A 22,403-nucleotide genomic window follows, 5' to 3' on the forward strand; every position below is an offset into this window, starting at 1 on the left:
CTTGCCCGCAATCATCCGCCAGGAGGCAGCCATGCCCTACCGCCCAAACCCGCGTCGCCCCTTGCCTGTTCAGCTTAGCGCGCTGCAATTGACCGGCAGCATTGCCTTGGGCCTGTGGCTGGGTTTCCTGGCCATTGCGCTGACCTGCTGGCTCATTTCACGCTTTGTCTTCAATGAACAACTGGCGCCGGTTGCCCAGGCCGTACAACAACTGGCCAATCCACCGGCGGTACGAGCGGTGCCGGATATTCCTCCACAAAGCCCGTTGTTCGAGCAGTACGAAGAAAACCTGCGCAAGAACGAGCAGCAGAACCGCCTCGATCAGGCCCGCAGCAGCACGCGCAACCAGTCGAATCCTAAATGCCAGTTCTGGCTCCAGCAGGATCAGACGGCCCCAAGCGAAAAAAGCCGCGCCAACGTCCTGCAATTCTGCGATTGATCATGAACAAGCACGCCGTCCATCAACTGATTCTCGACAAACTGCGCGTCGACCTCGATATCGCCGAGCGCGCCGCGCAAACCGCTTACGAAACCGCGACCCACGAAGAGAACATCGCCGAAAACAAGTACGACACCCTGGGACTTGAGGCGTCGTACCTGGCGGCCGGGCAAGCGAAACGGGTCGAGGAGATCCGCCAGTCACTGGCGGTCTGCCAGAACCTGACGCTTCGGGCCTATGACGATCAACGCGGAATTGAAATCGGCGCCCTGCTCGGTCTGGAAGACGAAAAGGGTCGCGAGCAATGGCTGTTTCTGGCACCGGATGCGGCGGGACTGAAAGTCGACGTGGTCGGTCAGCCGATTACCGTCATCACCCCGCGCTCGCCGCTGGGCAAAAGCCTGCTGGGCAAGTTCGAGGGCGATGAGGTGGAGATTCTGGTGGCGGGCACCCGGCAACAGTTTGCTGTCACCGAGGTGCTGTAGACAGGGACTTAGTGGACCGGCAGTTCAACGCCTTCGAACAGCTCTTCGAGTTCCTGCTTGTTGTGGCACTGAATGGCCTTGGCCATGACTTCGCGGGTCAGGTGTGGCGCGAATTTCTCGATGAAGTCGCACATGAAACCACGCAGGAAAGTGCCGCGACGGAAACCGATCTTGGTCACGCTGGACTCGAACAGTTCGCTGGCATCGAGTACCACCAGGTCGTTGTCGAGTTTGGTATCGACGGCCATTTTCGCCACGATGCCGACACCCAGCCCCAGGCGCACGTAGGTTTTGATCACGTCGGCGTCGGCGGCGGTGAACACCACTTTCGGCGTCAGGCCACGATGGCTGAAAGCCTCGTCGAGTTTCGAACGGCCGGTGAAGCCGAACACGTAAGTCACGATCGGGTATTCGGCCAGCGCTTCGAGGGTCAGCTTCGGCAGCTTGGTCAGCGGGTGGCCCTGAGGTACAACCACGCAGCGGTTCCAGCGGTAGCACGGCATCATCACCAGATCGCCGAACAGCTCCAGCGCTTCGGTGGCGATGGCGAAATCGACGGTGCCATCAGCGGCCATTTCGGCGATCTGCATCGGCGAACCCTGGTGCATGTGCAGCGCCACGTCCGGGTATTGCTTGATGAAATTGCTGATCACCGGCGGCAGTGCATAACGTGCCTGGGTGTGAGTGGTGGCGATCGACAGGGTGCCTTTTTTCTCGTTGGAGAATTCCTGGGCGATCTGCTTGATGCTCTCGACCTTGCGCAGAATCTCACCGGCGGTGGTGATGATGCGCTCGCCGGCCGGAGTGACACGGGTCAGGTGCTTGCCACTGCGGGCGAACACTTCGACGCCCAGTTCGTCTTCCAGCAGACGGATTTGCTTACTGATGCCCGGTTGCGAGGTGTAGAGACTTTGGGCTGTAGCGGAAACGTTGAGGTCGTGGTGCGCCACTTCCCAGATGTAGCGCAATTGTTGAAGCTTCATATGAATCCCTCAAAGCAGGTAGACGCCACGGGCATCAGCGACGGTATATAACTATATTAATGGTTTGAAGAATAAATCTAGAACTTTTTTATCAAAACGCCATTATTCCCGCCTCAGCGATCCTCCCGACGCCGACGCTCCACCAGCGGCACCATGTAAACCGGCACCTTGGACAATTGCAGCAAGCGAGTCGCCGTGCGCCCCAACGGTGTTTCCGCCCCAACCCCGTGGCTGTGACTTCCTACGATCAGCAAATCGACGGAGAGTTTCTGTACCTGGTCGAGAATCACCTGCGACGGATCACCCTGCAGCACCCGCACCGCACGAATCCGCAGCAGATCCTGCTCGCCTTCGTCCCCCAGTTCCTCGCGAAAACTGTCCAGCACCCGCTGCTCGATATTGGCGATGACGGTTTTCAGACCCTGACTGTGAAATTCGTTCAACGCCTGCTCGTCGAGATAGCTCTGCAACACCGATTCGGCAAACAGCCCCATGGGTTCCACCGCGTGCACCACATACAAGTCGGCATTGAATATTCGAGCCATCGCCAAGGCATGCTGCATCACTAACGGTGCGTACAGACCGAGGTCAGTGGCATACAGCATCGAACGAATCATATGACCTCCTCGCTAGCCAACATGGCGGAGATTTGATTCAGCTTAGCAGTGCCTTGGCGAGTACGACGTGCGACGCAACGTCTTGAACCACGTGGGCTTTAGACCGCCGGTTCGTTGCTGATGCCGTGCGGGACATGGCCGGTGGCAACCACCTCCCGGGCCAGCTCGCAGTGACCGGCCTGATCGTCGAAAAACACGTCGGCGGCAAAGGCTTCGAGGAACGCCGATTTGGTCAGGCCGCCGAGGAACAGCGACTCGTCCAGACGGATGTCCCACTCGCGCAAAGTGCGGATCACCCGCTCGTGAGCCGGCGCCGAACGTGCGGTGACCAGTGCGGTGCGGATCGGGCAAGCGTCGTCCGGGAACTCGCGCTGCAACAGATTGAGCGCCGCGAGGAAGCCTTTGAACGGCCCGCCACGCAACGGCTCACGAGCGGATTCACGCTCCTTGGCCTGGAAGGCTTCGAGGCCACCGGATTGATAGACCCGCTCCGATTCGTCGGAAAACAGCACCGCATCGCCGTCAAAGGCGATGCGCAATTCATCGCTGGCCGCACGGCTGGCGCCGCCGGAAAGAATGGTCGCCGCCGCAAAGCCGTTATCCAGCGCCGAACGCACGTCTTCAGCATGGGTAGAAAGAAACAGGTCGCAACCGAACGCTTTGAGATAGGGATAAGGACTGCGCCCGCCGACAAATGCCGCGCGGGAAATCGCCAAGCCGTAATGATCGATCGAGTTGAACACCCGCAGGCCGGTGTCGGCACTGTTGCGCGACACCAGAATCACCTCGACCCGGGCACGGCCGAGGCGACTGTTGAGGTTGAGCAGTTTTTCCACCAGCGGAAAGGCATCGCCCGGCGCGAGGATTTCGTCTTCGTGCTCGATCTGATATTGCCGATAGGCTTCGACGCCGCTCGACAGATACACCTTGTGACTCTCGCTCAGGTCGAACAGGGCACGGGACGAAATCGCCAGCACCAGTTTGTCATCGATGTTCTTGGCCATGCCTTCCCCCAAATCCCCTCAAGAAACCGACTCAGGTGTTACGCCGGTCGATGAAACGCAAATTGCGGTACAACGCTTCGATGCGCGGCAGCTCGCAACCTGCCGCTTTTGCCGCTGCCAAGGGTCGAGCGTAGATGGCGTCCAGTTCCAGCGGTCGTTTGTGCAGAAAATCGTGGTACATGCTCGGCCAATAGTCGGGCATTTTCTCGGTCATCATGAACAGGTACTCGGCGTAACCGGGCGGCATGTCATGACCACAGGCTTTGGCGCCCTGCACCACTTCGGCCATCAACGCCTGAATCAGTATGCGGCTGTCGGCATCGGCCATCAGCGGCGTGGTGCTCGCACCGAGCAACACCGAAAGACCATTGTAGGGAATGTTCCAGACCAGTTTCTGCCAGCGCGCCTGATGCAGGTTCGGCATGGCCTGGGAGTCGATGCCCGCAGTGCGGAACAGTCCGACGCCCTCCTCGACGATCGCCATGCGCGCCGCATCATCGGCTGCCGGACCGCTGTGATAACCCACGTTCACCGCCCCCAGCGCCTGATGAGTGATGTGGCCCGGGCCTTCCCGGTGAACGCAGATCAGGCACAAGCCGCCCAGCAAGTGGAGTGAATCGGGCAGCAATGCGCGAAGACTGTCCTCGACGTCCAGGCCGTTCTGCAGCACCAGCACTTTCGCGTCGGGTTTGGCCGCTTGAATGATCGACGGCGCCAGCCCGGCATTGCTGGTGGTCTTGGCGCCGACCAGCAACCAGTCACAGGGCGGCATGTCTTCAGCCGAGGAATAGGCCTGCACCGGATTCAGCGTCAGCGTGCCGTGAACCGCACTGTCCACCTGCAAACCACGTTCGGCGACGGCGGAAAACTCGCTGCGCAGTAAAAAGTGCACATCGAACCCGGCCCGGGCCAGCATCAAGCCGTAAAACCCTCCAATTGCGCCGGTACCGATAATCCCCACGACCGGTCTGTTCACTGCTCCCATCACGGCAACTCCTCTGCAATTCGACCCAGCGCCTGGGCCACGGCTGCGTTCAGCTCCGTGGCATTCAAGCGCGCGTGTACTGCCCCAAAGAACTCGCCGTCGCGCACCACGAACAGCGCCGGCAAATGAAAGACCTGATAACGCTCGACCAGCCCGCCGTTGTTGCCAGCGTCGATCCAGCACACGCGATCGACCGCCAGATCGAACCCTGGCAACACCTCGCGGGCATAGCGGCAGCTGGCGCAGCCGACACTGGTGAAAATCACCAGCGAAATGCCGTTCATCGCCAGCAGCCGTTGGTCGGCGTCGAAATCGGTCAGTTCCGATTCGAACACTATACTGGGGGAAACAATGTCAAATGGCCGACACAGGGAGTCTGTGCTCATGGGACGGTTTATTCCTCATCCGGATGATGTGCCCGTCGAATTAACGTTGCTCAAACCTGAGTGCATTTCGCGGCAACAGCTGCACACTATCAGCCTCGGCGGCATCGCTTGCAATTACCACCGCGCCTGGCGTCATGGCACCGCGCTGCAAGTGCGCATGCCCACACTCAATGCCGACTTCGCCTATCCGGGCTATGTGGCCTGGTGCTTGCGCCGTAAAAAAGGTTATCTGGTGGGCATTGCGTTCACCGACGAACAGACGCTGTTCAGCGCGCGAATGGGTGAGCAGGTGTGTCAGATCGAGCGTTATTGCCGAATCAACGATGCCCACGATGACCTGCAGGATATCCAGGCGCGAGCGCTGCAATGGGTCGAGCAGCACGCCGAAGAGTTCTCCCACGACAGCGTTCGCAAGGCTTTTGCGTAACCAGAGCTGGACTGAACAGTTACTTGCCCATTGTCTAGCAGGCGTCTAACGCGATAAGGTTCGGCTCCCCGACGCGCTTAAATCTGCTGTGCTCCGCCGCGCGGGGATCGCTGGCGGCCGGCACCCGTGACCTGACGAGTAAACGATGGCTGATTTACCGATCAACGACCTAAACGTCGCCTCCAACGAGACACTGATCACTCCCGATCAGCTCAAGCGTGATATCCCTCTGAGCGACGCTGCCCTGCGCACCGTCACCAAGGGTCGCGAAGTCATCCGCAACATTCTCGATGGCACCGACCACCGTCTGTTCGTGGTCATCGGGCCTTGCTCGATCCACGACATCAAGGCTGCCCACGAGTACGCCGAGCGCCTGAAGGTGTTGGCGGCGGAAGTGTCGGACACCTTGTATCTGGTCATGCGCGTGTACTTCGAAAAACCGCGGACCACCGTCGGCTGGAAAGGCCTGATCAACGACCCGTACCTGGATGACTCGTTCAAGATCCAGGACGGTCTGCACATCGGTCGCCAGTTGCTGCTGGACCTGGCCGAGAAAGGCCTGCCGACCGCCACCGAAGCCCTCGACCCGATCTCCCCGCAGTACCTGCAGGATCTGATCAGTTGGTCGGCCATCGGCGCCCGCACCACCGAATCCCAGACCCACCGTGAGATGGCTTCCGGCCTGTCCTCGGCGGTCGGTTTCAAGAACGGCACCGACGGCGGCCTGACCGTGGCGATCAACGCCTTGCAGTCAGTCTCCAGCCCGCACCGTTTCCTGGGTATCAACCAGGAAGGTGGCGTGTCGATCGTCACCACCAAGGGCAACGCCTACGGTCACGTGGTATTGCGCGGCGGCAACGGCAAGCCGAACTACGACTCGGTCAGCGTTGCCCTGTGCGAACAGGCGCTGAACAAGGCGAAGATCAAGCCGAACATCATGGTCGATTGCAGCCACGCCAACTCCAACAAGGATCCGGCCCTGCAACCTCTGGTGATGGAGAACGTCGCCAACCAGATCCTCGAAGGCAACCAGTCGATCATCGGCCTGATGGTCGAGAGCCACCTGAACTGGGGTTGCCAGGCGATTCCGAAAGACCTCGCCGACCTGCAATACGGCGTCTCGATCACCGATGCCTGCATCGACTGGTCGGCCACCGAAAACACCTTGCGCAGCATGCACGCCAAGCTCAAGGATGTGCTGCCGAAACGTCAGCGCAGCTGATAGCCGTTTCGCAGGCATAAAAAAACGCCGGGCATTGCCCGGCGTTTTTGTGTGTGCGGTGTGAGGTCAGTCAGATCTTGGCGGTGCGCCGCTGATGACGCTCCATGTAGCGCTCCACGTAGGAGCACGACGGAATCACCGTGTAGCCCATTTCATCGGCGTACTGCAGCGCCCGTTCGGTCAGGGCTGCCGCGATGCCTCGGCCACGCAATGCGTTGGGCACGAAGGTGCGATAGATATCCAGGGTCTGTTTCCCCAGATCCATATAGGTCAGGTAGGCACGATGACCGTCCACATTGGTCTCGAACTGATGACCAGCCTGGTCATGGTGGATGGACAACGCCTCGCTCATCACTACTCCTCGCGGGTCTCGAATTCTGACCCCTACCTTACCGATGTTTTCCCGGCGAAGGAACATCTACGCCACCCCGTGCCTGATGGACACCGAGAAGAACTGCACCGATCTCGCGCAACCCGAGCACGTATCAAATAGTAGGCACCAATGGCGAAAATGCTCAAGGCGCACTCGTCATCGTGCTGATTGACGGGGCAGCTCCGGTGGACTCAGGGCCGGTTCGGGAGACGCTCGTCCCGAGCCGAAAGGCTGAACATCGCCGGATGTTGAGACTTAAGACGTGCCTGGTTTTTTAAAGTCACCTGAACATGGACAAAGATAGGTGAGACGCTGCACAAAAACGCAACAAAAGTGTGGACGAATCCATATAGACAGACTCTAGCCACTACCCGCAAAACAGCACCGGACCACGGGAACTTTTTCTCATTAACTCGCTCATCTCGGGCCTTGCAGCTGAATATTTTTTATACAACCCAGTTAAAAGTTGCTCGAAAAAGAATCAACGCCTACAATTTTTTTTGCTTCTTGCCTTACGTCAGTTTACTTACTACAAGTAATGGGTAGTATGTACGCCGGCTATTTCCTCAATCGGAGGAGACAGCCACTTAATTGAAAGTCCTTGAAGGGGAACACGATGAACAACGTTCTGAAATTCTCTGCTCTGGCTCTGGCCGCAGTTCTGGCTACCGGTTGCAGCAGCGCATCGAAAGAAACCGAAGCACGTCTGACCGCTACTGAAGACGCAGCTGCTCGCTCCCAGGCTCGTGCAGACGAAGCTTACCGTAAAGCTGATGAAGCTCTGGCTGCTGCTCAAAAAGCACAACAGACTGCTGACGAAGCTAACGAGCGTGCTCTGCGCATGCTGGAAAAAGCTAGCCGCAAGTAATAGTCCTTCGGGATTGTTATCAAGCCGACCCGTTTTTCGGGTCGGCTTTTTTTTGCCTGAAATTTTCTTCATGCAATAAAAAACCCGCCGACGCGCAAGCATCGGCGGGTTCTTTTTATCGGCTTACTGCTGCAAGTCGATCGGTGCGCTGGAGACGATCGGCGCCGAGGTGTTCGGCGTGCCGATTTCGGTTGGCAGGCCATCTTCGGCCGCGACTACATCACGGACGACATCCCAGTTCATGCGCAGGTTGTTGGTGATGTCTTCACGCTTGAGCATCGCGTTGATCACGGCGGTGTGCTTGTCGACCACCGACGGGTTGCCCTTGTCGTCGATCGGCGTGTGCGCTTCCAGGTAGACCTTGCCGCCACTGCGACCGAACTTGTACGCATCGTTGAGGATTCGCACCGACGTGCCCACCGGCACCATGCCGGCCATTTCCAGCACGTTATTGTTGAACATGCGGAAGCAGCCGTGACTGGTACGCATGCCGATGCCGAACTTCTTGTTCGAACCGTGGATCAGGTAGCCCGGTGTGCCCAGAGTGAACTTGAACGGACCCAGCGGGTTGTCCGGACCAGCCGGCACCACGTTTGGCAGCGGATCGCCATCGGCAGCGTGCTCGGCCTTGATCGAGGCTGGCGGTGTCCAGGTCGGATTCGGCGTCTTGGCAGTGATCGTGGTGTGGGCAATCGGCGAGCCCCAGCCTTCGCGACCGATACCCAGCGGGAACGTGTACACCACGTTCCGGCCTTTCGGGTAGTAGTAGAGGCGGTACTCGGCCAGGTTGATCACGATGCCTTCACGTGGACCCGGCGGCAGGATGAAACGGGTCGGCAGGACCACTTCGGTGCCCGCCCCCGGCAACCAGGCATCGACGCCCGGGTTGGCCGCGACCATTTCCGAATAGCCCAGATCGTAGGTGGTGCCCAGATCGGCAAAGGTGTCTTCGTACTTGGCCTTGATCACCTGCACCTGGCCGATGATGTCCTCACCAGGTGGTGGCAGGGGAAACTCCAATGCGGCAACGGGGCCGGCCACACACAGGGCGGCAAGAGACAGGCAGCGGGTGACGGCAGGGAAACGCGGCAACATCCGGAGAATCCTTCGCAAGATCGACAAGGGTATAAGAACGCGATTGTACACCGCGCCCAGGGAATTCGGGGAGATGCGCCGATGGGCAGGCAGAACTCTTCATAATTGAAGCCACCGCCAGGTCGGGCTGCGTTCGGAAGATGCTTGCGCTTAAAGCTCGAAACGCAGCTCAGGCCAGATCGGCGAGGTTCCACGCTTCTGCGATTCGAGAATCGCCCGGCACAGCGAGCACAGGCGCTGATCCTGAAACACCCGGCGATCCACGCTCGACCAGCGCGGTTGCGCCGGCAGCAGACTGCCGCACAGGGTTCGGTCAGCCGAGCCACCGAGCTCCAGTTGACGGGTCACCAGATGCACCCGCACTTCCTGGCAGGCGAACAGATCCAGCTGTTCGTCAGGCTCGATCAGTTGGTAGGCAAACAGGGACCAGGCAGAACGCGGCATCGGGGGCTCCATTTAGGGGGGCGCCACATTAGCCGAAAGCCTGCCGCTAGAAAAGCCTCATAGCAGCGGTTTTAGCGTAGGCCAGACATTTTCCAGCAACTTGCCCTGGGCCCCGACCGCCGGGTGCAGACCATCGGCCTGCATCAAGTCGGGATGTCCACCGATCCCGTCGAGGAAAAACGGCACCAGCGGGATCTTTTTCTGAGGAGATCCTGCCCAAAATTCTACCCCCCTTACTACGCCTGTCGGATTTTGACCATGGAACACATAGCAACGTTAATTTCATATTGACATCACGATTGTCCGACGGAGAGACTCAGAGAGTAACCACACCCCTGATAAGGAAATCCAATAATGAAAAATCGCTCCTTTTTGGTACCTATGGCGACTTTGGCAGCAGCAGTTGTTGCAGAGCATGCTTCTGCATCAGTACCTCACCAGATCATCGACCCCGCCACCGACCAAACAATCCCAACTCAATCGCCTCCTCAGAGCGAAAACCTTTCTGTTCGCGGCGGCAACGATTTGTTTACGTTTGTATTGAAGCGCGGGGACCAAGGTCAATTCATGGCCTACCACAGCTCTCACAGCTCCCACTCATCGCACAGTTCGCACAGCTCTCACCATTCGGGCTCCTGATATGAAGTACGAGGTGGTACTTGTATTTGATGAGCAGCTCTACGACGCACAAGTGCTGCAAAAAGCTGCTTATCGCGCGATGAACTCGCTGACGGCTGATATTGCGCGTGCTGATGGGAAATTCAGCTGCGTTCTGTCCTCAAATATCGGCATCGACGAACCCACATTTCTGCTCGCTACTCAAGAATTCAAGAAGGACGTAGTCGACTACCAGCTTCGCCTCCGGCTGAATGCTGAAACTCTGCAGATCAAAAATCTGATCCTTGGACTGGCCTTCTCAAAAACCGGGCTGATCAGTGAGTAAATTTCAGGCGCTTGACTTCTATCTACAGCATCGTCCTTACGAGCTGTTGCCATTCAAATTTGACCGTCTGAATGACTGTGAGTACGTCATTATCAATATGGCAGGCGAGTATCACGTTTTACCGATACCGCTGCTCGAGCCACTGATCAACAGGACGCTACCGCTTACATCGGAGCTGATACCAACGCTCCGCTCAAAGCAATTCATACGATTTCCAGATGAGCAGACACCTCTACAGCTACTAGCTCTCAAGATTCGCACTCGCTTGTCCAGACTGGCTCAATTCACCAATTTGCATATCTTTGTCGTCACCCTTCGCTGCGACCATAGCTGTCCCTATTGCCAAGTCTCCAGGCAGTCGGAAAGCAAAGGTGAATTCGACATGACTACAGAGATGGCTGACCGGTCATTGGATTTCGTTTTCATGTCCCCCAATCCAGCCATCAAAATTGAGTTTCAGGGCGGAGAGCCGTTGCTGAATTTTGAAATGGTGAGATACGTTGTCCTTAACGCCAAAAAACGCAACCTGAAAGAAGGTCGTGACCTTCAGTTCGTGATCGCAACCACGCTGTCGCTATTGACTGATGAGATGCTGGATTTCTGTAAGCAGCACAGCATAGTGCTTTCATCTTCCCTCGACGGACCAATGAGCATCCACAATGCCAATCGCCCGCGTCCTGGTCGGGATAGCCACCAGCGCTTCGAAGAAGGGTTAGCGAAAGCACGAGCAGTACTCGGTTACGATCAAGTGTCTGCGCTGATGACGACCACCGATAAGAGCCTACCGCATGTACGAGCCATCATTGATGAGTACTTACGTCTAGGCTTTGATGGGATTTTTCTCCGCACTCTCTCGCCATATGGCTTTGCGATCAAGACCAAGAAATTCCTGTCATATGACACTGAACGGTGGCTGGAATTTTACAAGGAAGGTCTTGAGTACATCATCCAGCTGAACAAGTCCGGCGTACGATTTGTAGAGCAGTACTCTTCGCTTGTACTGGCAAAAATGCTCACATCAACAGACCCAGGATTCGTTGATCTGATGAATCCAGCAGGGGTTGGAATTGCTGCCATCGTGTTCAATTATGATGGCTCGGTCTATGCCTCAGATGAAAGTCGTATGCTTGCAGAAATGGGCGACCATACCTTCAGATTAGGCAACATACTGGAACAATCCTATGAAGAGATCATCCTCTCCGATCAATTGCTTGATGCACTGGAAAACTCCTTTACGCTGAGTGCTCCCATGTGTTCTGACTGTGCATTTGAACCCTATTGCGGCTCGGAGCCCGTCTACCATCACGCCATGCACAAGGATCTGGTAGGCAGGAAACCAGAATCCTCGTTTTGTAAGCGAAACATGGCGATCTTTAAGCACCTCCTAGAGTTGATGGAAAACGACGAAGAAACGAAACGGATTTTTATGGGGTGGGCCAATCGATGCTGAAGCTCAGTGGAAAAATTATCCGTATCCACGCGGTTGATGTTTACAAGGATCTCACGCTAATCAAGGTCTCCACGAACCGGAACCTTCCCGAAATCCTCCGGAGAGAAATGGCCTATCTGGCTTCTGAACTCCCTGTCCCCATCGGATTCGCGCACTACCTTCTAACTGAGAAGCATCAGAATTTGGCTCAAGAACTACCACCAGATTCCGATTACTCGATTCTTCCGAACGATTACGACTACATTAGCAACAATGACATTGTCCGTCTTTCCGCTGACCGTCAAAGCATACGAGTTCTGTTTCGAGCCTCGTCGCCTAACAACAGCATCCTGCTGACCGAGCAATGCAACAACTACTGCCTCATGTGCTCTCAGCCTCCTAAAACGGCAGATGACTCATGGCTACTCGATGAGATCGAGAGCTTGATTCCGCTGATTCCTCGAGAGACCCGCGAATTAGGCTTCACGGGGGGGGAGCCGACGACCAACAAGGAGCGGTTTCTTAAAATTATTCGCCTGACAAAAAGCTATTTGCCAAGAACCGCTATCCATATCCTTTCGAACGGAAGAAGCTTCAAAGACCCATCGTTTGCCGAAGATTATGCAGCGATTGGATTACCAGATGCGATGGTCGGTATTCCTGTCTACTCAGACGATCCATCTCTGCATGATTACATCGTGCAGGCTCAAGGCGCATTCGAAGAGACCATACGAGGCATTCTGAATCTGAAGCGCTTGGGCCAGAGAGTGGAAATTCGAATCGTCATTCATAAGCTGTCAGTATCGCGACTTACTCAGCTATGTGAGTTCATTGCCCGCAACCTTCTGTTCGTCGATCAGGTCGCTTTGATGGGTCTTGAAATGATGGGGTTTACCCGCGCAAATCTTGACGAACTATGGATTGACCCCATCGAGTACAAAGACACGCTCAGCAAATCGGTGCAAATTCTTACCAAATATGGAATGAACGTATCGGTGTACAACCATCAGCTCTGTCTGGTTAACCCAGATATTCTTCCGTATTACCGAAAGTCGATCAGCGACTGGAAAAACGAGTTCGCGCCGGAGTGCGAAGGGTGCCGAAAACAAGGCGAATGCGGAGGCTTTTTCGCGTCTGGGGTCAAATTTGGATACAGCAAGCAACTATCTCCCTTCTGATCTACAACCTACCGCAAGGCCGATTTATAACAGCGGTTTTAGCGTAGGCCAGACATTTTCCAGCAACTTGCCCTGGGCCCCGACCGCCGGGTGCAGACCATCGGCCTGCATCAAGTCGGGATGTCCACCGATCCCGTCGAGGAAAAACGGCACCAGCGGGATCTTTTTCTCCTCGGCCAGTTGGCCGTACACCTGCGCGAACGCATCGGTGTAGCGCTTGCCGTAATTGGGCGGCAATTGCATGCCGAGCAACAGCACCCTGGCACCGCTTTGACGGGAGCTGTCGATCATCGCCGCAAGGTTTTGTTGCAATTGCGTCGGCGGCATTCCGCGCAGGCCATCGTTGCCGCCCAACTCGAGGATCACCAGCTCCGGCTTATGCTCTGCAAGCAGCGCCGGCAGGCGCGCCTGGCCTCCGGCACTGGTGTCGCCGCTGATGGAGGCATTGACCACTTTATCGTCAAAACCTTCGGCCTTGAGCCGCTGCTCAAGCAGCGACACCCACCCCAACCGGGTATCCAGTCCGAAACCGGCGCTGATACTATCGCCAACGATCAGGACTGTACCCGCCGCTGCGTTCTGGGCCATGCACATCAAGGCCAGGCCAGCACTCAAAAACCACACACGCATCGGATTCTCCATGGGCGCAAGCATTCTCACCGCGAAGAACCTTAGCAAAGTGGTTCCCAGCGCGGAAGGTGAACTGACCATCCTGCACGAACTCAGCCTGGAACTGAACAAGGGCGACAGCCTGGCCATCGTCGGCGCGTCCGGCTCCGGTAAATCCACCCTGCTCGGCCTGCTCGCCGGCCTCGACCTGCCAAGCAGCGGCGAAGTCGTTCTCGCCGGCCAGTCCCTGAGCAACCTCGACGAAGACCAGCGCGCACGCATTCGTGCCGAACACGTGGGTTTCGTCTTTCAGTCGTTCCAGTTGCTCGACAGTCTCAACGCCCTGGAAAACGTCATGCTGCCGCTGGAGCTCGACGGCCGCAAAGACGCCCGCGGCCGCGCCACCGAATTGCTGCAGCGGGTCGGCCTCGGTCAGCGCCTGACGCACTCGCCGCGCCAGCTCTCCGGTGGCGAACAGCAGCGTGTCGCCATTGCCCGAGCCTTCGCTGCCGAACCGGATGTGCTGTTCGCCGACGAACCCACCGGCAACCTCGACAGCCACACCGGCGAGCGCATCAGCGACTTGCTGTTCGAACTGAACAAGGAACGCGGCACCACCCTGGTGCTGGTGACCCACGATGAACGCCTGGCCCATCGCTGCCGGCGTCTGATTCGACTTGAAGCCGGCCTGCTGGTCGCCCCCCTGGAGCCTTGATGGCACGTCTGCCGCTGTTGCGTCTGTTCAGTCTTGCCCTGCGCCAACTTATGCGCGACGCCCGCGCCGGGGAGTTGCGGGTGCTGTTCTTTGCCTTGCTGGTAGCGGTTGCCGCCAGTACCGCCATCGGCTACTTCGGCGCTCGTCTGAATGGCGCCATGACCTTGCGCGCCACCGAGTTTCTTGGCGCGGACCTGGTGCTCGAAGGCAGCTCTCCCGCCCGAACGGAACAGATCAAGAGCGGCACCGAGCTGCGCCTCGACCATGCGCAGATCGTTGAATTCTCCAGCGTCATCGCCACCGATAACGGCATTCAGTTGTCGAGCATCAAGGCCGTGGACCGCACCTATCCGCTGCGTGGCGAATTGAAAAGTGCCCCGGCACCGTTTGCCGCCGAAACGTCGGGCGGCGAACCACAGCCGGGAGAAGCCTGGGTCGAATCGCGCCTGCTCACGGCGCTGGACCTTAAGATTGGCGACAGCATCGACGTCGGCATGAAGACCTTGAAGCTCACAAGGGTGCTGACCTACGAGCCGGATCGCGCCGGCAACTTCTACAGTCTGACGCCACGGGTGCTGATCAACCTCGACGACCTCGCCGCGACCGGCGTGGTCCAGCCTGGCAGCCGGGTGAGCTACCGCGAATTGTGGCGCGGTGAACCCAACGCGCTGGAAACCTATCGCCAACTGATCAAACCGGGCCTTGCCGCCAACCAGCGGATTCAGGATGCCCGCGACGGCAACCGGCAGATCGGCGGTGCATTGGGCAAGGCCGAGCGTTATCTGAACATGGCCAGTCTGGTCGCCGTACTGTTGGCTGGCGTGGCCGTGGCGTTGTCGGCGAATCGCTTCGCCAGCCGTCGCTTCGATGCCAGTGCCCTGCTGCGTTGCCTGGGTCTGTCTCGCCGGGAAACCATGGTGCTGTTCAGCCTGCAACTGGCGGTGCTCGGCCTGTTCGCCAGCCTCAGCGGCGCCCTGCTTGGCTGGCTTGCTCAGCTGGGATTGTTCGCGCTGCTGCATGATCTGCTGCCGACCGACGTACCGCCGGGTGGCTTGCTGCCGGCGCTGGCGGGGATCGGCACCGGGCTCGTTGCGCTGGCCGGTTTTGCCTTGCCGCCACTGGCCGCATTGGGCCGTGTTCCACCGCTGCGGGTTTTGCGCCGGGACATGCTGCCGATTCCGTCGAGCACATGGATGGTCTACGGCGCAGCGCTCGGTGCGCTCGGGTTGATCATGTGGCGCCTGAGCCTGGATCTGTTGCTGACCTTTGCCTTGCTTGGCGGTGGCGTGGTCGCCGCACTGGTGCTGGGTGGTTTGCTGTTGCTGCTGCTCAACAGCCTGCGTCGTCTACTGGCTCGTGCATCGCTGCCGTGGCGTCTCGGCTTGGGCCAGTTACTGCGTCACCCGCTGGCGGCGGCCGGACAGTCCCTGGCATTTGGTCTGATCTTGCTATCGATGGCGCTGATCGCTTTGCTGCGCGGTGAATTGCTCGACACCTGGCAAAACCAGCTGCCGAAAAACGCCCCCAACTATTTCGCCCTGAACATCCTGCCGGCGGGCAAGCAGGCCTTCACCGATCACCTGATCAATGTCTCGGCCCAGGCTGCGCCGTTGTATCCGGTGGTGCCGGGACGACTGATCAGCATCAACGGCGAAGCGGTGCAGCAGATCGTCAGCAAGGACTCGGCCGGTGACCGGGCGATCCAGCGCGACCTGAGCCTGACCTGGGCCGCTGACCTGCCGGCAGGCAACAAGCTCACTGCCGGTGAGTGGTGGAAAGCTCAGCCACAGGACGATGTGCCCGGCGTGTCGGTGGAAGGCAAAGTCGCCGAAAGCCTCAAGCTCAAACTCGGCGATCACCTGGTGTTCAGCGTTGGCGGAGTGAATCGCGAAGCGAAGGTCACCAGCCTGCGGGAGATCAACTGGGACAACTTCCAGCCGAACTTCTTCATGATCTTCCAGCCCGGCACTTTGAAAGATCTGCCCGCGACCTACTTGACCAGCTTCTATCTGGCGCCCGGTCACGACCAGCAGATTGTCGAGTTGTCACGAGCATTCCCGGCGGTGACCATCCTGCAAGTCGAAGCCTTGCTCGAACAGCTGCGCAGCATCCTCGCTCAGGTCACCCTGGCGGTAGAGTACGTGTTGTTGTTTGTATTGGCGGCCGGGATGGCGGTGCTGTTTTCCGGGTTGCAGGCAACCCTCGATGAACGCATTCGCCAGGGCGCATTGTTGCGTGCGCTGGGGGCGGAACGGCAGTTGCTGGTCAAGGCACGGCGGATCGAGTTCGGCCTGCTCGGTGCGGTCAGCGGGTTGCTGGCGGCCATCGGTTCGGAAGTGGTGAGTCTGGTGCTGTATCGCTTCGCGTTCGACCTGCCCTGGCACCCGCATCCATGGTTGCTGGTGCTGCCGTTGATCGGTGCGGCCCTGATCGGTGGCGCCGGTGTGTTCGGCACCCGTCGGGCACTGAATGCGAGCCCTCTGACAGTGTTGCGCGAGGGTTGATAGACTCCAGCCCTCATTACCACAAGAAGTTGCCATGAGCCGTTATCGCCCTCCCCGCACCGCCGGCACCGCGCTGATCACCCCCGAAGGTGAAGCGCGGATGCGCGCCGAATTCCATGAGCTGTGGCATGTGCGCCGCCCGCAGGTGACGCAGTCGGTCAGCGAAGCGGCGGCTCAGGGTGATCGTTCGGAGAATGCCGAATACACCTACGGCAAGAAGATGCTGCGCGAGATCGACAGCCGCGTGCGCTTTCTCACCAAACGCCTTGAAGCACTGAAGGTCGTCAGTGAAAAACCGAGCGACCCGAACAAGGTCTACTTCGGCGCCTGGGTGACCATCGAAGACGAAGACGGCAAACAGTCGCGCTACCGTATCGTCGGCCCGGACGAGCTGGATCTGAAACTGGGCCTGATCAGCATCGACTCGCCGCTGGCCCGCGCCCTGATCGGCAAGGCGCTGGACGCCGAAGTTCGGGTACAGACACCAACCGGCGAGCAATTCGTTTACATCGTGGCGATCGACTATCCCTGACACTCAGCGCCGGGCAATCAGCCCCTGGCGGGCAACGCGGGTCAGTTGACGGATCATTTCCGGGGCGTCTTCAGCGTTGGGCGACTGGATCACCGCCAGGTCGAAACTGTCATCGGCAAAACGCGCGAGCGACTCGCCGTCTTCGACAAACTGGATCAGGAAGGCGGCAGGACCGCCGCTGCGACGTGGCCAGCCATCGAGATAACGCAACAGCGTCGGCTGGTGTTTGCCGCCAAGCAGGATTTTTGGATTGCGCTGGGTGATATGTGCCGTGATCGGCGCGGGACGTGCTGGAGGGCGAAGTGCATTCATCGTGTCGTGTCTCTGCCTCAAAAGTCTGCATGGCAGGTGAGAGGCAACACCGAACCAGCGCTTTAGCGGTATTTCGAAGCCCTGTTCCGGCTTCTGACGGCAACTGAAGAATAGTCACCTGGCGCCCCGCAAGTAGCTGTTTAAATCGGCGCATGAGCGGCATCCTAGAGAACGTGACCAGCCAGTGTCAAGAATCAGCCGCAACAAAAAAAGGCCCGCACAATGCGGGCCTTTTGCTTGAACCAGAGCGGTCAACCGGCGATGGCGCGATCCACCGAGAGTTTGCCGGCGCCTTCGATCAGCACCGCGAGGCTGCCACCGAGCAGGGCCAGGGCGAACTCGTAACCGTTGTTGGCCATGAACAGACCGTTGTGGATATGCACCGAGAAGATCGCGACCAGCGACAGGAAGGTCAGCCCCAGTGCCGCCGGGCGAACCAGCAGACCGATGATCAGTGCCAGACCGGCGAAGAACTCGGTACCGCCCGCCAGAGTCGCCATCAGGTAACCCGGGGTCAGACCGATGCTTTCCATGTATTGCGCGGTGCCGGCCAGGCCGTAGCCACCAAACAGGCCGAAGAGTTTCTGCGAACCGTGGGCGGCGAAGATCACGCCGACGGCAATGCGCAGAATGGTCAGACCGTAGCCGGCGCGGGTGAACAGGACCTTGTTGATCAGAGAGCTCATGTTTCGATTCCTTGTTGTGAGAAGTGCTTGTTGGTTGGCCGCCATATTAATCAGTTAAATTTATGTTAAAAGCGCAAATATTCCGCCATAACAATCAATTTATTAGATCATTTGCGTGAGACAACTTTCTGTCCCCGGGGCTCCAACGACTCCCGCTCCCGGTCGAACGCCAAGTAATACTTGTTCACGCTATTAACATAGCTGACGGCGCCCATGCCCACCTGCTCCATCGCGATGCGCTCGACCTGAAAGAACCATTGGTTCGGGTTCAGCCCACGGCGCCGGGCCTCGGCGCGCATGCCCTGCACACGCTCCGGGCCGATGTTGTAGGCGGCGAGGGTGAACGCCATGCGCTCGCGCTCGTTGAGCTTGGGGCTGTTGAAGAACTTGCGACGGATCATCGCCAGGTACTTGGCCCCGGCCTGCACATTCGCATCGAGATTCTGGATGTTGTTGACGCCGACCCGCTGTGCGGCGGACGGTGTGATCTGCATCAGCCCGGTAGGGCCTCCGCCGCCGCGTGCACTGGGTTGCAGTGCCGATTCCTTGAACGCCAGCGCTGCCAGGTTCAGCCAGTCCATGTTCTGCGCTTCGGCATGTTTTTGCAGGGTCGGACGCAGTTTTTCCAGGCGCTGGCGGTCAGCCTTGGCCAATGGATAGTGCACTTGATAGAGGCGGCGGTAGATCCGCAGAAACGCTGCATCTTCGTTCGACGGCGTCTTGTAGCCGGTCAGGAAGCGGTCGATGCTCGCTCGCAGCATCGAGGCATCGCGCCGCACGAACCAGTACTCCTCGCCCGGCTCGCTGATCATCAACTGCCGGTCGAAGCGCAGTTTGGGCAGAATTTTCCCCCAGCGCTCGGCAATCGGTTGCTCGACGATGGTCAGGTGGAAGATCCCGCCCTGGACCATTTCCAGCACGTCCTCGACGGCCAACGTAGGATCGACCCATTCGATCTTGATCGGCGCCAGTTTGTGCAGCGCCAGTTTCTGGTTGAGCTGGCTGACCGCCTCCCCCGCCGCGCTGCCAGTGGGCAGCGCCAGGGTTTTGCCGGCGAGTTGCTCGACCTTGGTGTAGCGCTTCTCACCCTTGATGCCTACCAGCACCAGCGGCACATTGCTGGCGATCGGCTCGCTGCTGGCGACCGCGTGACCCGGTTGCAGATCGAGCAGCTCGCCCGGCGCTACCAGATCGCCTTCACCACGCTGCAACGCGCCGAGCAATTGATCCTTGGCTTTGGGAATGATCTTGAGGGTGATTTCCTGGCCGTCGCGGGCGTGGCCATTGAGGTACTGCTCGAAGGCGCGCAAACGGTGATATTCGACGCCGATGGTCTGGCCCTGAACTTCGCCGGAGCTGTTGCGGCTCTGGTTGACCAGCACCCGCAGCACGCGGCTGTTGCGGATTTCGGTCAGGTCGCGGACCTTGGTGGCCGGCACGGCTTGCAGCGGCCCGGGCAGGCGCGCGACCGCCGTCATCGGCAGCAGCAACGAACCACACAGCAGTAGCAAAACCGAGGGACGAACCATCCACTCTCCGGAAAGAATACGGGGTGTTTTCACCGCTGAGCGGTCGCAAAACACCGACGAAAACAGAGCGCCTGAAGCGCTGATAAAGTGCGAGAGACTGGCACAGTGATGGCAACTCTGTCACCCCATCCTGTCTCGCGGCCTCAACAGACAGCCATAAGCCGTTGTAGTTCTTGGCTTTTCTTTTAAATCTACCGCTCTGATATGCTTTCCGGCCTTCGGCCCGAGGTAGCACCATGCAACTCATCGATATCGGCGTCAACCTGACCAACCCCAGTTTCGCCGACAAACACCAGGCCGTGCTCGACCGCGCCTACGCTGCCGGGGTCTGCCAACTGGTGCTCACCGGCACCAGCGTCGAGGGCAGCGAACAGGCGCTGGAACTGTGCCAGCAACTGGATCCGGACGGGCAGCGACTGTTCGCCACCGCCGGTATTCACCCGCATTCGGCCAGTGACTGGAACGCCGACAGCGCACGGCGTCTGCGCAGTCTGCTGAAGGAATCGAACGTGGTGGCGGTGGGTGAATGCGGGCTGGATTTCAACCGTGATTTCTCGCCGCGCCCGCAGCAGGAAAAAGTCCTCGAAGAACATCTGGCCCTGGCCGTGGAACTGCAATTGCCGGTGTTCCTCCATGAGCGCGATGCGAGCCAGCGCCTGCTGGAAATCCTCCGTGATTTTCGTGATCAGTTGCCTGCCGCCGTGGTGCATTGCTTCACCGGCGAGCAGAAAGCGCTGTTCAGTTACCTCGACCTCGACCTGCACATCGGTATCACCGGGTGGATCTGTGACGAGCGTCGCGGCACCCATTTGCACCCGTTGGTGAAAGAGATCAAGCGGGGTCGGTTGATGCTGGAAAGCGATGCGCCTTACCTGTTGCCGCGCACACTACGGCCAAAACCGAAGAACGGACGAAACGAGCCGGCGTATCTGACCGAAGTGTTGCGTGAAGTGGCGCTGCATCGAGGTGAAAGCGAGGAAGACCTCGCGACCCACACCACCGCCTGCGCCCGGGCGTTCTACGGTTTGCCCTCCCTGCCCTAAATCCATGCGAACGCATCACTTGTTGATGCACATCAAGATCCGGACACCTGCGTAGCGGCACAATAATGGCACCTTGCCAAAACTGTTTCCGCTATCAGAGAAGACCTCCATGGGTGCCTGGCTTAGCAATATCTCGCTGAAATACAAATTCTGGGCGGTCAATGCGGTCGCCTTCGTCACCACCCTGTTGCTGGTCTTGTACGCGGTGCAGCTCGAACAGCAGGCCCGCAGCCATGCCGCGCAGGCCTCGGCGCAGGCACAAGCGCAATTGCTCAAGGCCTGGCCCGCAGGTCAGGCACTGCCCAAGAGCGATCAGGTGCTGACCTTCAAACGCGGTGAAGCACCGCGCCTCAACGATCAACCGCTGCTGGAAATCACCGACAGCAACGGCTGGGTCGACATCAGCCACTTGCCTCTGTTCGGCGAAAACCCGTTGCTCGGCGCCGAGGTGTTCAGCCGCGCCGATGGCCAGGTCGCCGTCATTGCTTTCGCACCAAGCCTGAGCCAGGTATTCAGTGAGCGCTTCGCCAACTATGCGGTGGCAGTGTTCATTTTGATGTTGGCGATGCTCGGCGCTTCGCAGTTGCTGATCCGCTTCCTGCTCAGCCAGCTCAACACGCTCAAAGACGTGATGCTGCACGTGGAAAAAACCGGCGATCTTTCGGCCCGGGTGCCGTTGGCCTGCAAGGACGAAGTCGGTCAGATGGCTAATGCCTTCAACGCGATGCAGGCCGGCTATCAGCGGGTGGTCACCACCGTGGCCAACACCGCGCGGCAACTGGACGTCGGTGCTGCGCGGCTGGCATCGAGCATGAACGAGGTGCGCCATGGCATGCTCGGCCAGCAAAGTGAAACCGATCAGGCTGCCACAGCGATCAATGAAATGACCGCCACCGTCTACCACATCGCCCAGCACGCTGGCGCCACTCGCGACCTGTCGCAGACCGCCGATGGTCTCGCCGGCAGCGGTCAGCAAGTGGTGACCCGCGTTCAGCATTCGATTGCCGGCCTGTCCAGCGGCGTGCAGCAGACCGCCGAAATGATCCAGCGTCTGGCTGAGGACAGCCAGAAGATCAACGGCGTGGTCAGCGTGATCCACAGCATCGCCGAACAGACCAATCTGCTGGCCCTCAATGCCGCCATCGAAGCGGCCCGCGCCGGGGAAATGGGCCGCGGGTTTGCAGTGGTCGCCGATGAGGTGCGTAACCTCGCCAAGCGCGTGCAGACCTCCACCGATGAAATCACCACCATGGTGTCGGCGCTGCAGGCCGGCACTCGCGATGCGGTGGACTTCATGCAGGAGAGTTCCTACAAGGCCGACGACTGCGTGCAACAAGCGCAAGAGGCAGGAGAAGCGCTGGCGGAGATCACCGGGGCGGTGGCACAGATGCGCGAGAGCAACACGCAGATTGCGGTAGCGGCAGAACAGCAGAGTCAGGTAGCCGAAGAGATGAACCGCGCCGTAGTGAGCATTCGTGATGTGACCGAGAACACGGTGCAGCAGACCGTGGATTCGGCGACCACCAGTAACGAGTTGGCGACGCTGGCCGGGGAATTGAACAAGGCGATCGGTCAGTTGAAGCTCTAGGGACAAC

At 58.9% G+C, this 22,403-nt stretch carries 26 protein-coding genes and 1 pseudogene; 14 read left to right on the forward strand and 13 right to left on the reverse strand.

What is annotated here, in order from left to right; genetic code table 11:
* Nucleotides 1-31: 31 nt before the first annotated feature.
* Nucleotides 32-439, forward strand: a complete 408-nt coding sequence (locus tag AC1RR7_RS25255; protein WP_102620449.1) for a hypothetical protein — start codon at nucleotides 32-34, stop codon at nucleotides 437-439.
* A gap of 2 nt (nucleotides 440-441) precedes the next feature.
* Nucleotides 442-924, forward strand: coding sequence for a GreA/GreB family elongation factor (locus AC1RR7_RS25260; RefSeq protein ID WP_096821067.1), 483 nt, complete (start codon nucleotides 442-444; stop codon nucleotides 922-924).
* Nucleotides 925-932: 8 nt separating this feature from the next.
* On the opposite strand, the gene cysB is transcribed toward AC1RR7_RS25260, so the two are convergent.
* The 5 genes from cysB to AC1RR7_RS25285 form a co-directional block, all read right to left on the reverse strand.
* Nucleotides 933-1,907, reverse strand: a complete 975-nt coding sequence (cysB, locus tag AC1RR7_RS25265) for an HTH-type transcriptional regulator CysB (protein WP_007955684.1) — start codon at nucleotides 1,905-1,907, stop codon at nucleotides 933-935.
* Between the two features lie 113 nt (nucleotides 1,908-2,020).
* The gene (locus AC1RR7_RS25270; protein ID WP_085730577.1) at nucleotides 2,021-2,524 is read right to left on the reverse strand and encodes a universal stress protein; all 504 of its coding nucleotides are present in this window, start codon (nucleotides 2,522-2,524) and stop codon (nucleotides 2,021-2,023) included.
* 98 nt (nucleotides 2,525-2,622) lie between these two features.
* Nucleotides 2,623-3,528, reverse strand: a complete 906-nt coding sequence (locus AC1RR7_RS25275) for a 5'-nucleotidase (RefSeq protein ID WP_096821066.1) — start codon at nucleotides 3,526-3,528, stop codon at nucleotides 2,623-2,625.
* Between the two features lie 31 nt (nucleotides 3,529-3,559).
* Nucleotides 3,560-4,513 (reverse strand): putative 2-dehydropantoate 2-reductase, encoded by a 954-nt coding sequence (locus tag AC1RR7_RS25280; protein WP_493066389.1) that lies wholly within the window; start codon nucleotides 4,511-4,513, stop codon nucleotides 3,560-3,562.
* A complete protein-coding gene (locus AC1RR7_RS25285; protein WP_273535608.1) occupies nucleotides 4,513-4,899 on the reverse strand; it encodes a thioredoxin family protein in 387 nt (128 codons plus the stop codon). The genes AC1RR7_RS25280 and AC1RR7_RS25285 overlap by 1 nt, the downstream gene beginning before the upstream one ends.
* Between AC1RR7_RS25285 and AC1RR7_RS25290 the strand changes: the two genes are divergently transcribed.
* Both AC1RR7_RS25290 and AC1RR7_RS25295 read left to right on the forward strand, forming a co-directional pair.
* Entirely contained in the window at nucleotides 4,898-5,326 is a 429-nt protein-coding gene (locus AC1RR7_RS25290) for a PilZ domain-containing protein (protein ID WP_085730573.1), read from the forward strand. The genes AC1RR7_RS25285 and AC1RR7_RS25290 overlap by 2 nt on opposite strands.
* 145 nt (nucleotides 5,327-5,471) lie before the next feature.
* Nucleotides 5,472-6,548: a 3-deoxy-7-phosphoheptulonate synthase gene (locus AC1RR7_RS25295; RefSeq protein ID WP_042560279.1), complete on the forward strand. Its 1,077-nt coding sequence runs from the start codon at nucleotides 5,472-5,474 to the stop codon at nucleotides 6,546-6,548.
* A 70-nt stretch (nucleotides 6,549-6,618) separates the two neighbouring features.
* Here the strand turns inward: AC1RR7_RS25295 and AC1RR7_RS25300 are convergent, their stop codons facing one another.
* Nucleotides 6,619-6,900 (reverse strand): GNAT family N-acetyltransferase, encoded by a 282-nt coding sequence (locus tag AC1RR7_RS25300; RefSeq protein WP_007955658.1) that lies wholly within the window; start codon nucleotides 6,898-6,900, stop codon nucleotides 6,619-6,621.
* Nucleotides 6,901-7,537: 637 nt separating this feature from the next.
* Here AC1RR7_RS25300 and oprI point away from each other — a divergent pair.
* Nucleotides 7,538-7,789: an outer membrane lipoprotei OprI gene (gene oprI, locus AC1RR7_RS25305; protein ID WP_003183784.1), complete on the forward strand. Its 252-nt coding sequence runs from the start codon at nucleotides 7,538-7,540 to the stop codon at nucleotides 7,787-7,789.
* A 123-nt stretch (nucleotides 7,790-7,912) separates the two neighbouring features.
* On the opposite strand, the gene AC1RR7_RS25310 is transcribed toward oprI, so the two are convergent.
* From AC1RR7_RS25310 to AC1RR7_RS25320, 3 genes and pseudogenes are all read right to left on the reverse strand, one after another.
* Complete coding sequence (locus tag AC1RR7_RS25310) at nucleotides 7,913-8,884, reverse strand: L,D-transpeptidase family protein (protein WP_096821063.1); 972 nt, start codon at nucleotides 8,882-8,884, stop codon at nucleotides 7,913-7,915.
* Between the two features lie 150 nt (nucleotides 8,885-9,034).
* Entirely contained in the window at nucleotides 9,035-9,328 is a 294-nt protein-coding gene (locus AC1RR7_RS25315; protein WP_007955656.1) for a hypothetical protein, read from the reverse strand.
* A gap of 57 nt (nucleotides 9,329-9,385) precedes the next feature.
* Nucleotides 9,386-9,532 (reverse strand): annotated as a pseudogene (locus tag AC1RR7_RS25320) (arylesterase); the annotation flags it as partial.
* 150 nt (nucleotides 9,533-9,682) lie between these two features.
* On the opposite strand from AC1RR7_RS25320, the gene hxsA2 reads away from it, so the two are divergent.
* From hxsA2 to hxsC, 4 genes are all read left to right on the forward strand, one after another.
* Nucleotides 9,683-9,967, forward strand: coding sequence for a His-Xaa-Ser repeat protein HxsA2 (gene hxsA2 / locus AC1RR7_RS25325; protein WP_081493573.1), 285 nt, complete (start codon nucleotides 9,683-9,685; stop codon nucleotides 9,965-9,967).
* 1 nt (nucleotide 9,968) lies between these two features.
* Entirely contained in the window at nucleotides 9,969-10,271 is a 303-nt protein-coding gene (locus tag AC1RR7_RS25330; RefSeq protein ID WP_493158665.1) for a His-Xaa-Ser system protein HsxD, read from the forward strand.
* Nucleotides 10,272-10,368: 97 nt separating this feature from the next.
* Nucleotides 10,369-11,721: a His-Xaa-Ser system radical SAM maturase HxsB gene (gene hxsB / locus AC1RR7_RS25335; RefSeq protein WP_238553833.1), complete on the forward strand. Its 1,353-nt coding sequence runs from the start codon at nucleotides 10,369-10,371 to the stop codon at nucleotides 11,719-11,721.
* On the forward strand, nucleotides 11,715-12,878 hold the full coding sequence (gene hxsC, locus AC1RR7_RS25340; RefSeq protein ID WP_493158666.1) for a His-Xaa-Ser system radical SAM maturase HxsC: 1,164 nt from the start codon (nucleotides 11,715-11,717) through the stop codon (nucleotides 12,876-12,878). Before hxsB ends, hxsC begins: the two co-directional genes overlap by 7 nt.
* A 24-nt stretch (nucleotides 12,879-12,902) precedes the next feature.
* Here hxsC and AC1RR7_RS25345 read toward each other — a convergent pair whose 3' ends face one another.
* Nucleotides 12,903-13,508 carry an arylesterase gene (locus tag AC1RR7_RS25345; RefSeq protein ID WP_096821062.1) on the reverse strand — a complete coding sequence of 202 codons (606 nt, stop codon included), beginning with the start codon at nucleotides 13,506-13,508 and terminating at the stop codon, nucleotides 12,903-12,905.
* A 10-nt stretch (nucleotides 13,509-13,518) separates the two neighbouring features.
* On the opposite strand from AC1RR7_RS25345, the gene AC1RR7_RS25350 reads away from it, so the two are divergent.
* Genes AC1RR7_RS25350 through greB form a run of 3 tightly spaced genes read left to right on the forward strand, consistent with a single transcriptional unit; the run spans nucleotide 13,519 to nucleotide 17,238 of the window.
* Nucleotides 13,519-14,202 (forward strand): ABC transporter ATP-binding protein, encoded by a 684-nt coding sequence (locus AC1RR7_RS25350; RefSeq protein WP_085710774.1) that lies wholly within the window; start codon nucleotides 13,519-13,521, stop codon nucleotides 14,200-14,202.
* Nucleotides 14,202-16,706, forward strand: a complete 2,505-nt coding sequence (locus tag AC1RR7_RS25355) for an ABC transporter permease (protein ID WP_493158667.1) — start codon at nucleotides 14,202-14,204, stop codon at nucleotides 16,704-16,706. Before AC1RR7_RS25350 ends, AC1RR7_RS25355 begins: the two co-directional genes overlap by 1 nt.
* Nucleotides 16,707-16,740: 34 nt before the next feature.
* Nucleotides 16,741-17,238 (forward strand): transcription elongation factor GreB, encoded by a 498-nt coding sequence (greB, locus tag AC1RR7_RS25360; protein ID WP_003226818.1) that lies wholly within the window; start codon nucleotides 16,741-16,743, stop codon nucleotides 17,236-17,238.
* A 3-nt stretch (nucleotides 17,239-17,241) separates the two neighbouring features.
* Here greB and AC1RR7_RS25365 read toward each other — a convergent pair whose 3' ends face one another.
* From AC1RR7_RS25365 to AC1RR7_RS25375, 3 genes are all read right to left on the reverse strand, one after another.
* On the reverse strand, nucleotides 17,242-17,550 hold the full coding sequence (locus AC1RR7_RS25365; RefSeq protein ID WP_096821060.1) for a hypothetical protein: 309 nt from the start codon (nucleotides 17,548-17,550) through the stop codon (nucleotides 17,242-17,244).
* 251 nt (nucleotides 17,551-17,801) lie between these two features.
* Complete coding sequence (locus tag AC1RR7_RS25370; protein ID WP_096821059.1) at nucleotides 17,802-18,236, reverse strand: DoxX family protein; 435 nt, start codon at nucleotides 18,234-18,236, stop codon at nucleotides 17,802-17,804.
* Nucleotides 18,237-18,343: 107 nt separating this feature from the next.
* Entirely contained in the window at nucleotides 18,344-19,765 is a 1,422-nt protein-coding gene (locus AC1RR7_RS25375) for an MltF family protein (protein WP_493158668.1), read from the reverse strand.
* Nucleotides 19,766-20,001: 236 nt separating this feature from the next.
* Between AC1RR7_RS25375 and AC1RR7_RS25380 the strand changes: the two genes are divergently transcribed.
* Both AC1RR7_RS25380 and AC1RR7_RS25385 read left to right on the forward strand, forming a co-directional pair.
* Nucleotides 20,002-20,808, forward strand: a complete 807-nt coding sequence (locus tag AC1RR7_RS25380) for a TatD family hydrolase (protein ID WP_493158669.1) — start codon at nucleotides 20,002-20,004, stop codon at nucleotides 20,806-20,808.
* 109 nt (nucleotides 20,809-20,917) lie between these two features.
* The gene (locus tag AC1RR7_RS25385) at nucleotides 20,918-22,396 is read left to right on the forward strand and encodes a methyl-accepting chemotaxis protein (RefSeq protein ID WP_096821056.1); all 1,479 of its coding nucleotides are present in this window, start codon (nucleotides 20,918-20,920) and stop codon (nucleotides 22,394-22,396) included.
* Nucleotides 22,397-22,403 lie beyond the last annotated feature (7 nt).

It is taken from the genome of Pseudomonas sp. GW821-FHT11G12, from assembly GCF_058808055.1.

What these genes read in the sequence shown, in the direction of transcription:
- hxsB (WP_238553833.1), top strand. Translation starts at nt 10,369, where the DNA reads ATGGCAGGCGAGTATCACGTTTTACCGATACCGCTGCTCGAGCCACTG.
- AC1RR7_RS25385 (WP_096821056.1), top strand. Translation starts at nt 20,918, where the DNA reads ATGGGTGCCTGGCTTAGCAATATCTCGCTGAAATACAAATTCTGGGCG.
- AC1RR7_RS25290 (WP_085730573.1), top strand. Translation starts at nt 4,898, where the DNA reads ATGGGACGGTTTATTCCTCATCCGGATGATGTGCCCGTCGAATTAACG.
- AC1RR7_RS25375 (WP_493158668.1), bottom strand. Translation starts at nt 19,765, where the DNA reads ATGGTTCGTCCCTCGGTTTTGCTACTGCTGTGTGGTTCGTTGCTGCTG.
- AC1RR7_RS25285 (WP_273535608.1), bottom strand. Translation starts at nt 4,899, where the DNA reads ATGAGCACAGACTCCCTGTGTCGGCCATTTGACATTGTTTCCCCCAGT.
- AC1RR7_RS25370 (WP_096821059.1), bottom strand. Translation starts at nt 18,236, where the DNA reads ATGAGCTCTCTGATCAACAAGGTCCTGTTCACCCGCGCCGGCTACGGT.
- AC1RR7_RS25310 (WP_096821063.1), bottom strand. Translation starts at nt 8,884, where the DNA reads ATGTTGCCGCGTTTCCCTGCCGTCACCCGCTGCCTGTCTCTTGCCGCC.
- AC1RR7_RS25380 (WP_493158669.1), top strand. Translation starts at nt 20,002, where the DNA reads ATGCAACTCATCGATATCGGCGTCAACCTGACCAACCCCAGTTTCGCC.
- hxsA2 (WP_081493573.1), top strand. Translation starts at nt 9,683, where the DNA reads ATGAAAAATCGCTCCTTTTTGGTACCTATGGCGACTTTGGCAGCAGCA.
- AC1RR7_RS25280 (WP_493066389.1), bottom strand. Translation starts at nt 4,513, where the DNA reads ATGGGAGCAGTGAACAGACCGGTCGTGGGGATTATCGGTACCGGCGCA.
- AC1RR7_RS25345 (WP_096821062.1), bottom strand. Translation starts at nt 13,508, where the DNA reads ATGCGTGTGTGGTTTTTGAGTGCTGGCCTGGCCTTGATGTGCATGGCC.
- hxsC (WP_493158666.1), top strand. Translation starts at nt 11,715, where the DNA reads ATGCTGAAGCTCAGTGGAAAAATTATCCGTATCCACGCGGTTGATGTT.
- AC1RR7_RS25315 (WP_007955656.1), bottom strand. Translation starts at nt 9,328, where the DNA reads ATGCCGCGTTCTGCCTGGTCCCTGTTTGCCTACCAACTGATCGAGCCT.
- cysB (WP_007955684.1), bottom strand. Translation starts at nt 1,907, where the DNA reads ATGAAGCTTCAACAATTGCGCTACATCTGGGAAGTGGCGCACCACGAC.
- oprI (WP_003183784.1), top strand. Translation starts at nt 7,538, where the DNA reads ATGAACAACGTTCTGAAATTCTCTGCTCTGGCTCTGGCCGCAGTTCTG.
- AC1RR7_RS25350 (WP_085710774.1), top strand. Translation starts at nt 13,519, where the DNA reads ATGGGCGCAAGCATTCTCACCGCGAAGAACCTTAGCAAAGTGGTTCCC.
- AC1RR7_RS25300 (WP_007955658.1), bottom strand. Translation starts at nt 6,900, where the DNA reads ATGAGCGAGGCGTTGTCCATCCACCATGACCAGGCTGGTCATCAGTTC.
- AC1RR7_RS25355 (WP_493158667.1), top strand. Translation starts at nt 14,202, where the DNA reads ATGGCACGTCTGCCGCTGTTGCGTCTGTTCAGTCTTGCCCTGCGCCAA.
- AC1RR7_RS25270 (WP_085730577.1), bottom strand. Translation starts at nt 2,524, where the DNA reads ATGATTCGTTCGATGCTGTATGCCACTGACCTCGGTCTGTACGCACCG.
- AC1RR7_RS25330 (WP_493158665.1), top strand. Translation starts at nt 9,969, where the DNA reads ATGAAGTACGAGGTGGTACTTGTATTTGATGAGCAGCTCTACGACGCA.
- AC1RR7_RS25295 (WP_042560279.1), top strand. Translation starts at nt 5,472, where the DNA reads ATGGCTGATTTACCGATCAACGACCTAAACGTCGCCTCCAACGAGACA.
- AC1RR7_RS25365 (WP_096821060.1), bottom strand. Translation starts at nt 17,550, where the DNA reads ATGAATGCACTTCGCCCTCCAGCACGTCCCGCGCCGATCACGGCACAT.
- AC1RR7_RS25260 (WP_096821067.1), top strand. Translation starts at nt 442, where the DNA reads ATGAACAAGCACGCCGTCCATCAACTGATTCTCGACAAACTGCGCGTC.
- AC1RR7_RS25255 (WP_102620449.1), top strand. Translation starts at nt 32, where the DNA reads ATGCCCTACCGCCCAAACCCGCGTCGCCCCTTGCCTGTTCAGCTTAGC.
- greB (WP_003226818.1), top strand. Translation starts at nt 16,741, where the DNA reads ATGAGCCGTTATCGCCCTCCCCGCACCGCCGGCACCGCGCTGATCACC.
- AC1RR7_RS25275 (WP_096821066.1), bottom strand. Translation starts at nt 3,528, where the DNA reads ATGGCCAAGAACATCGATGACAAACTGGTGCTGGCGATTTCGTCCCGT.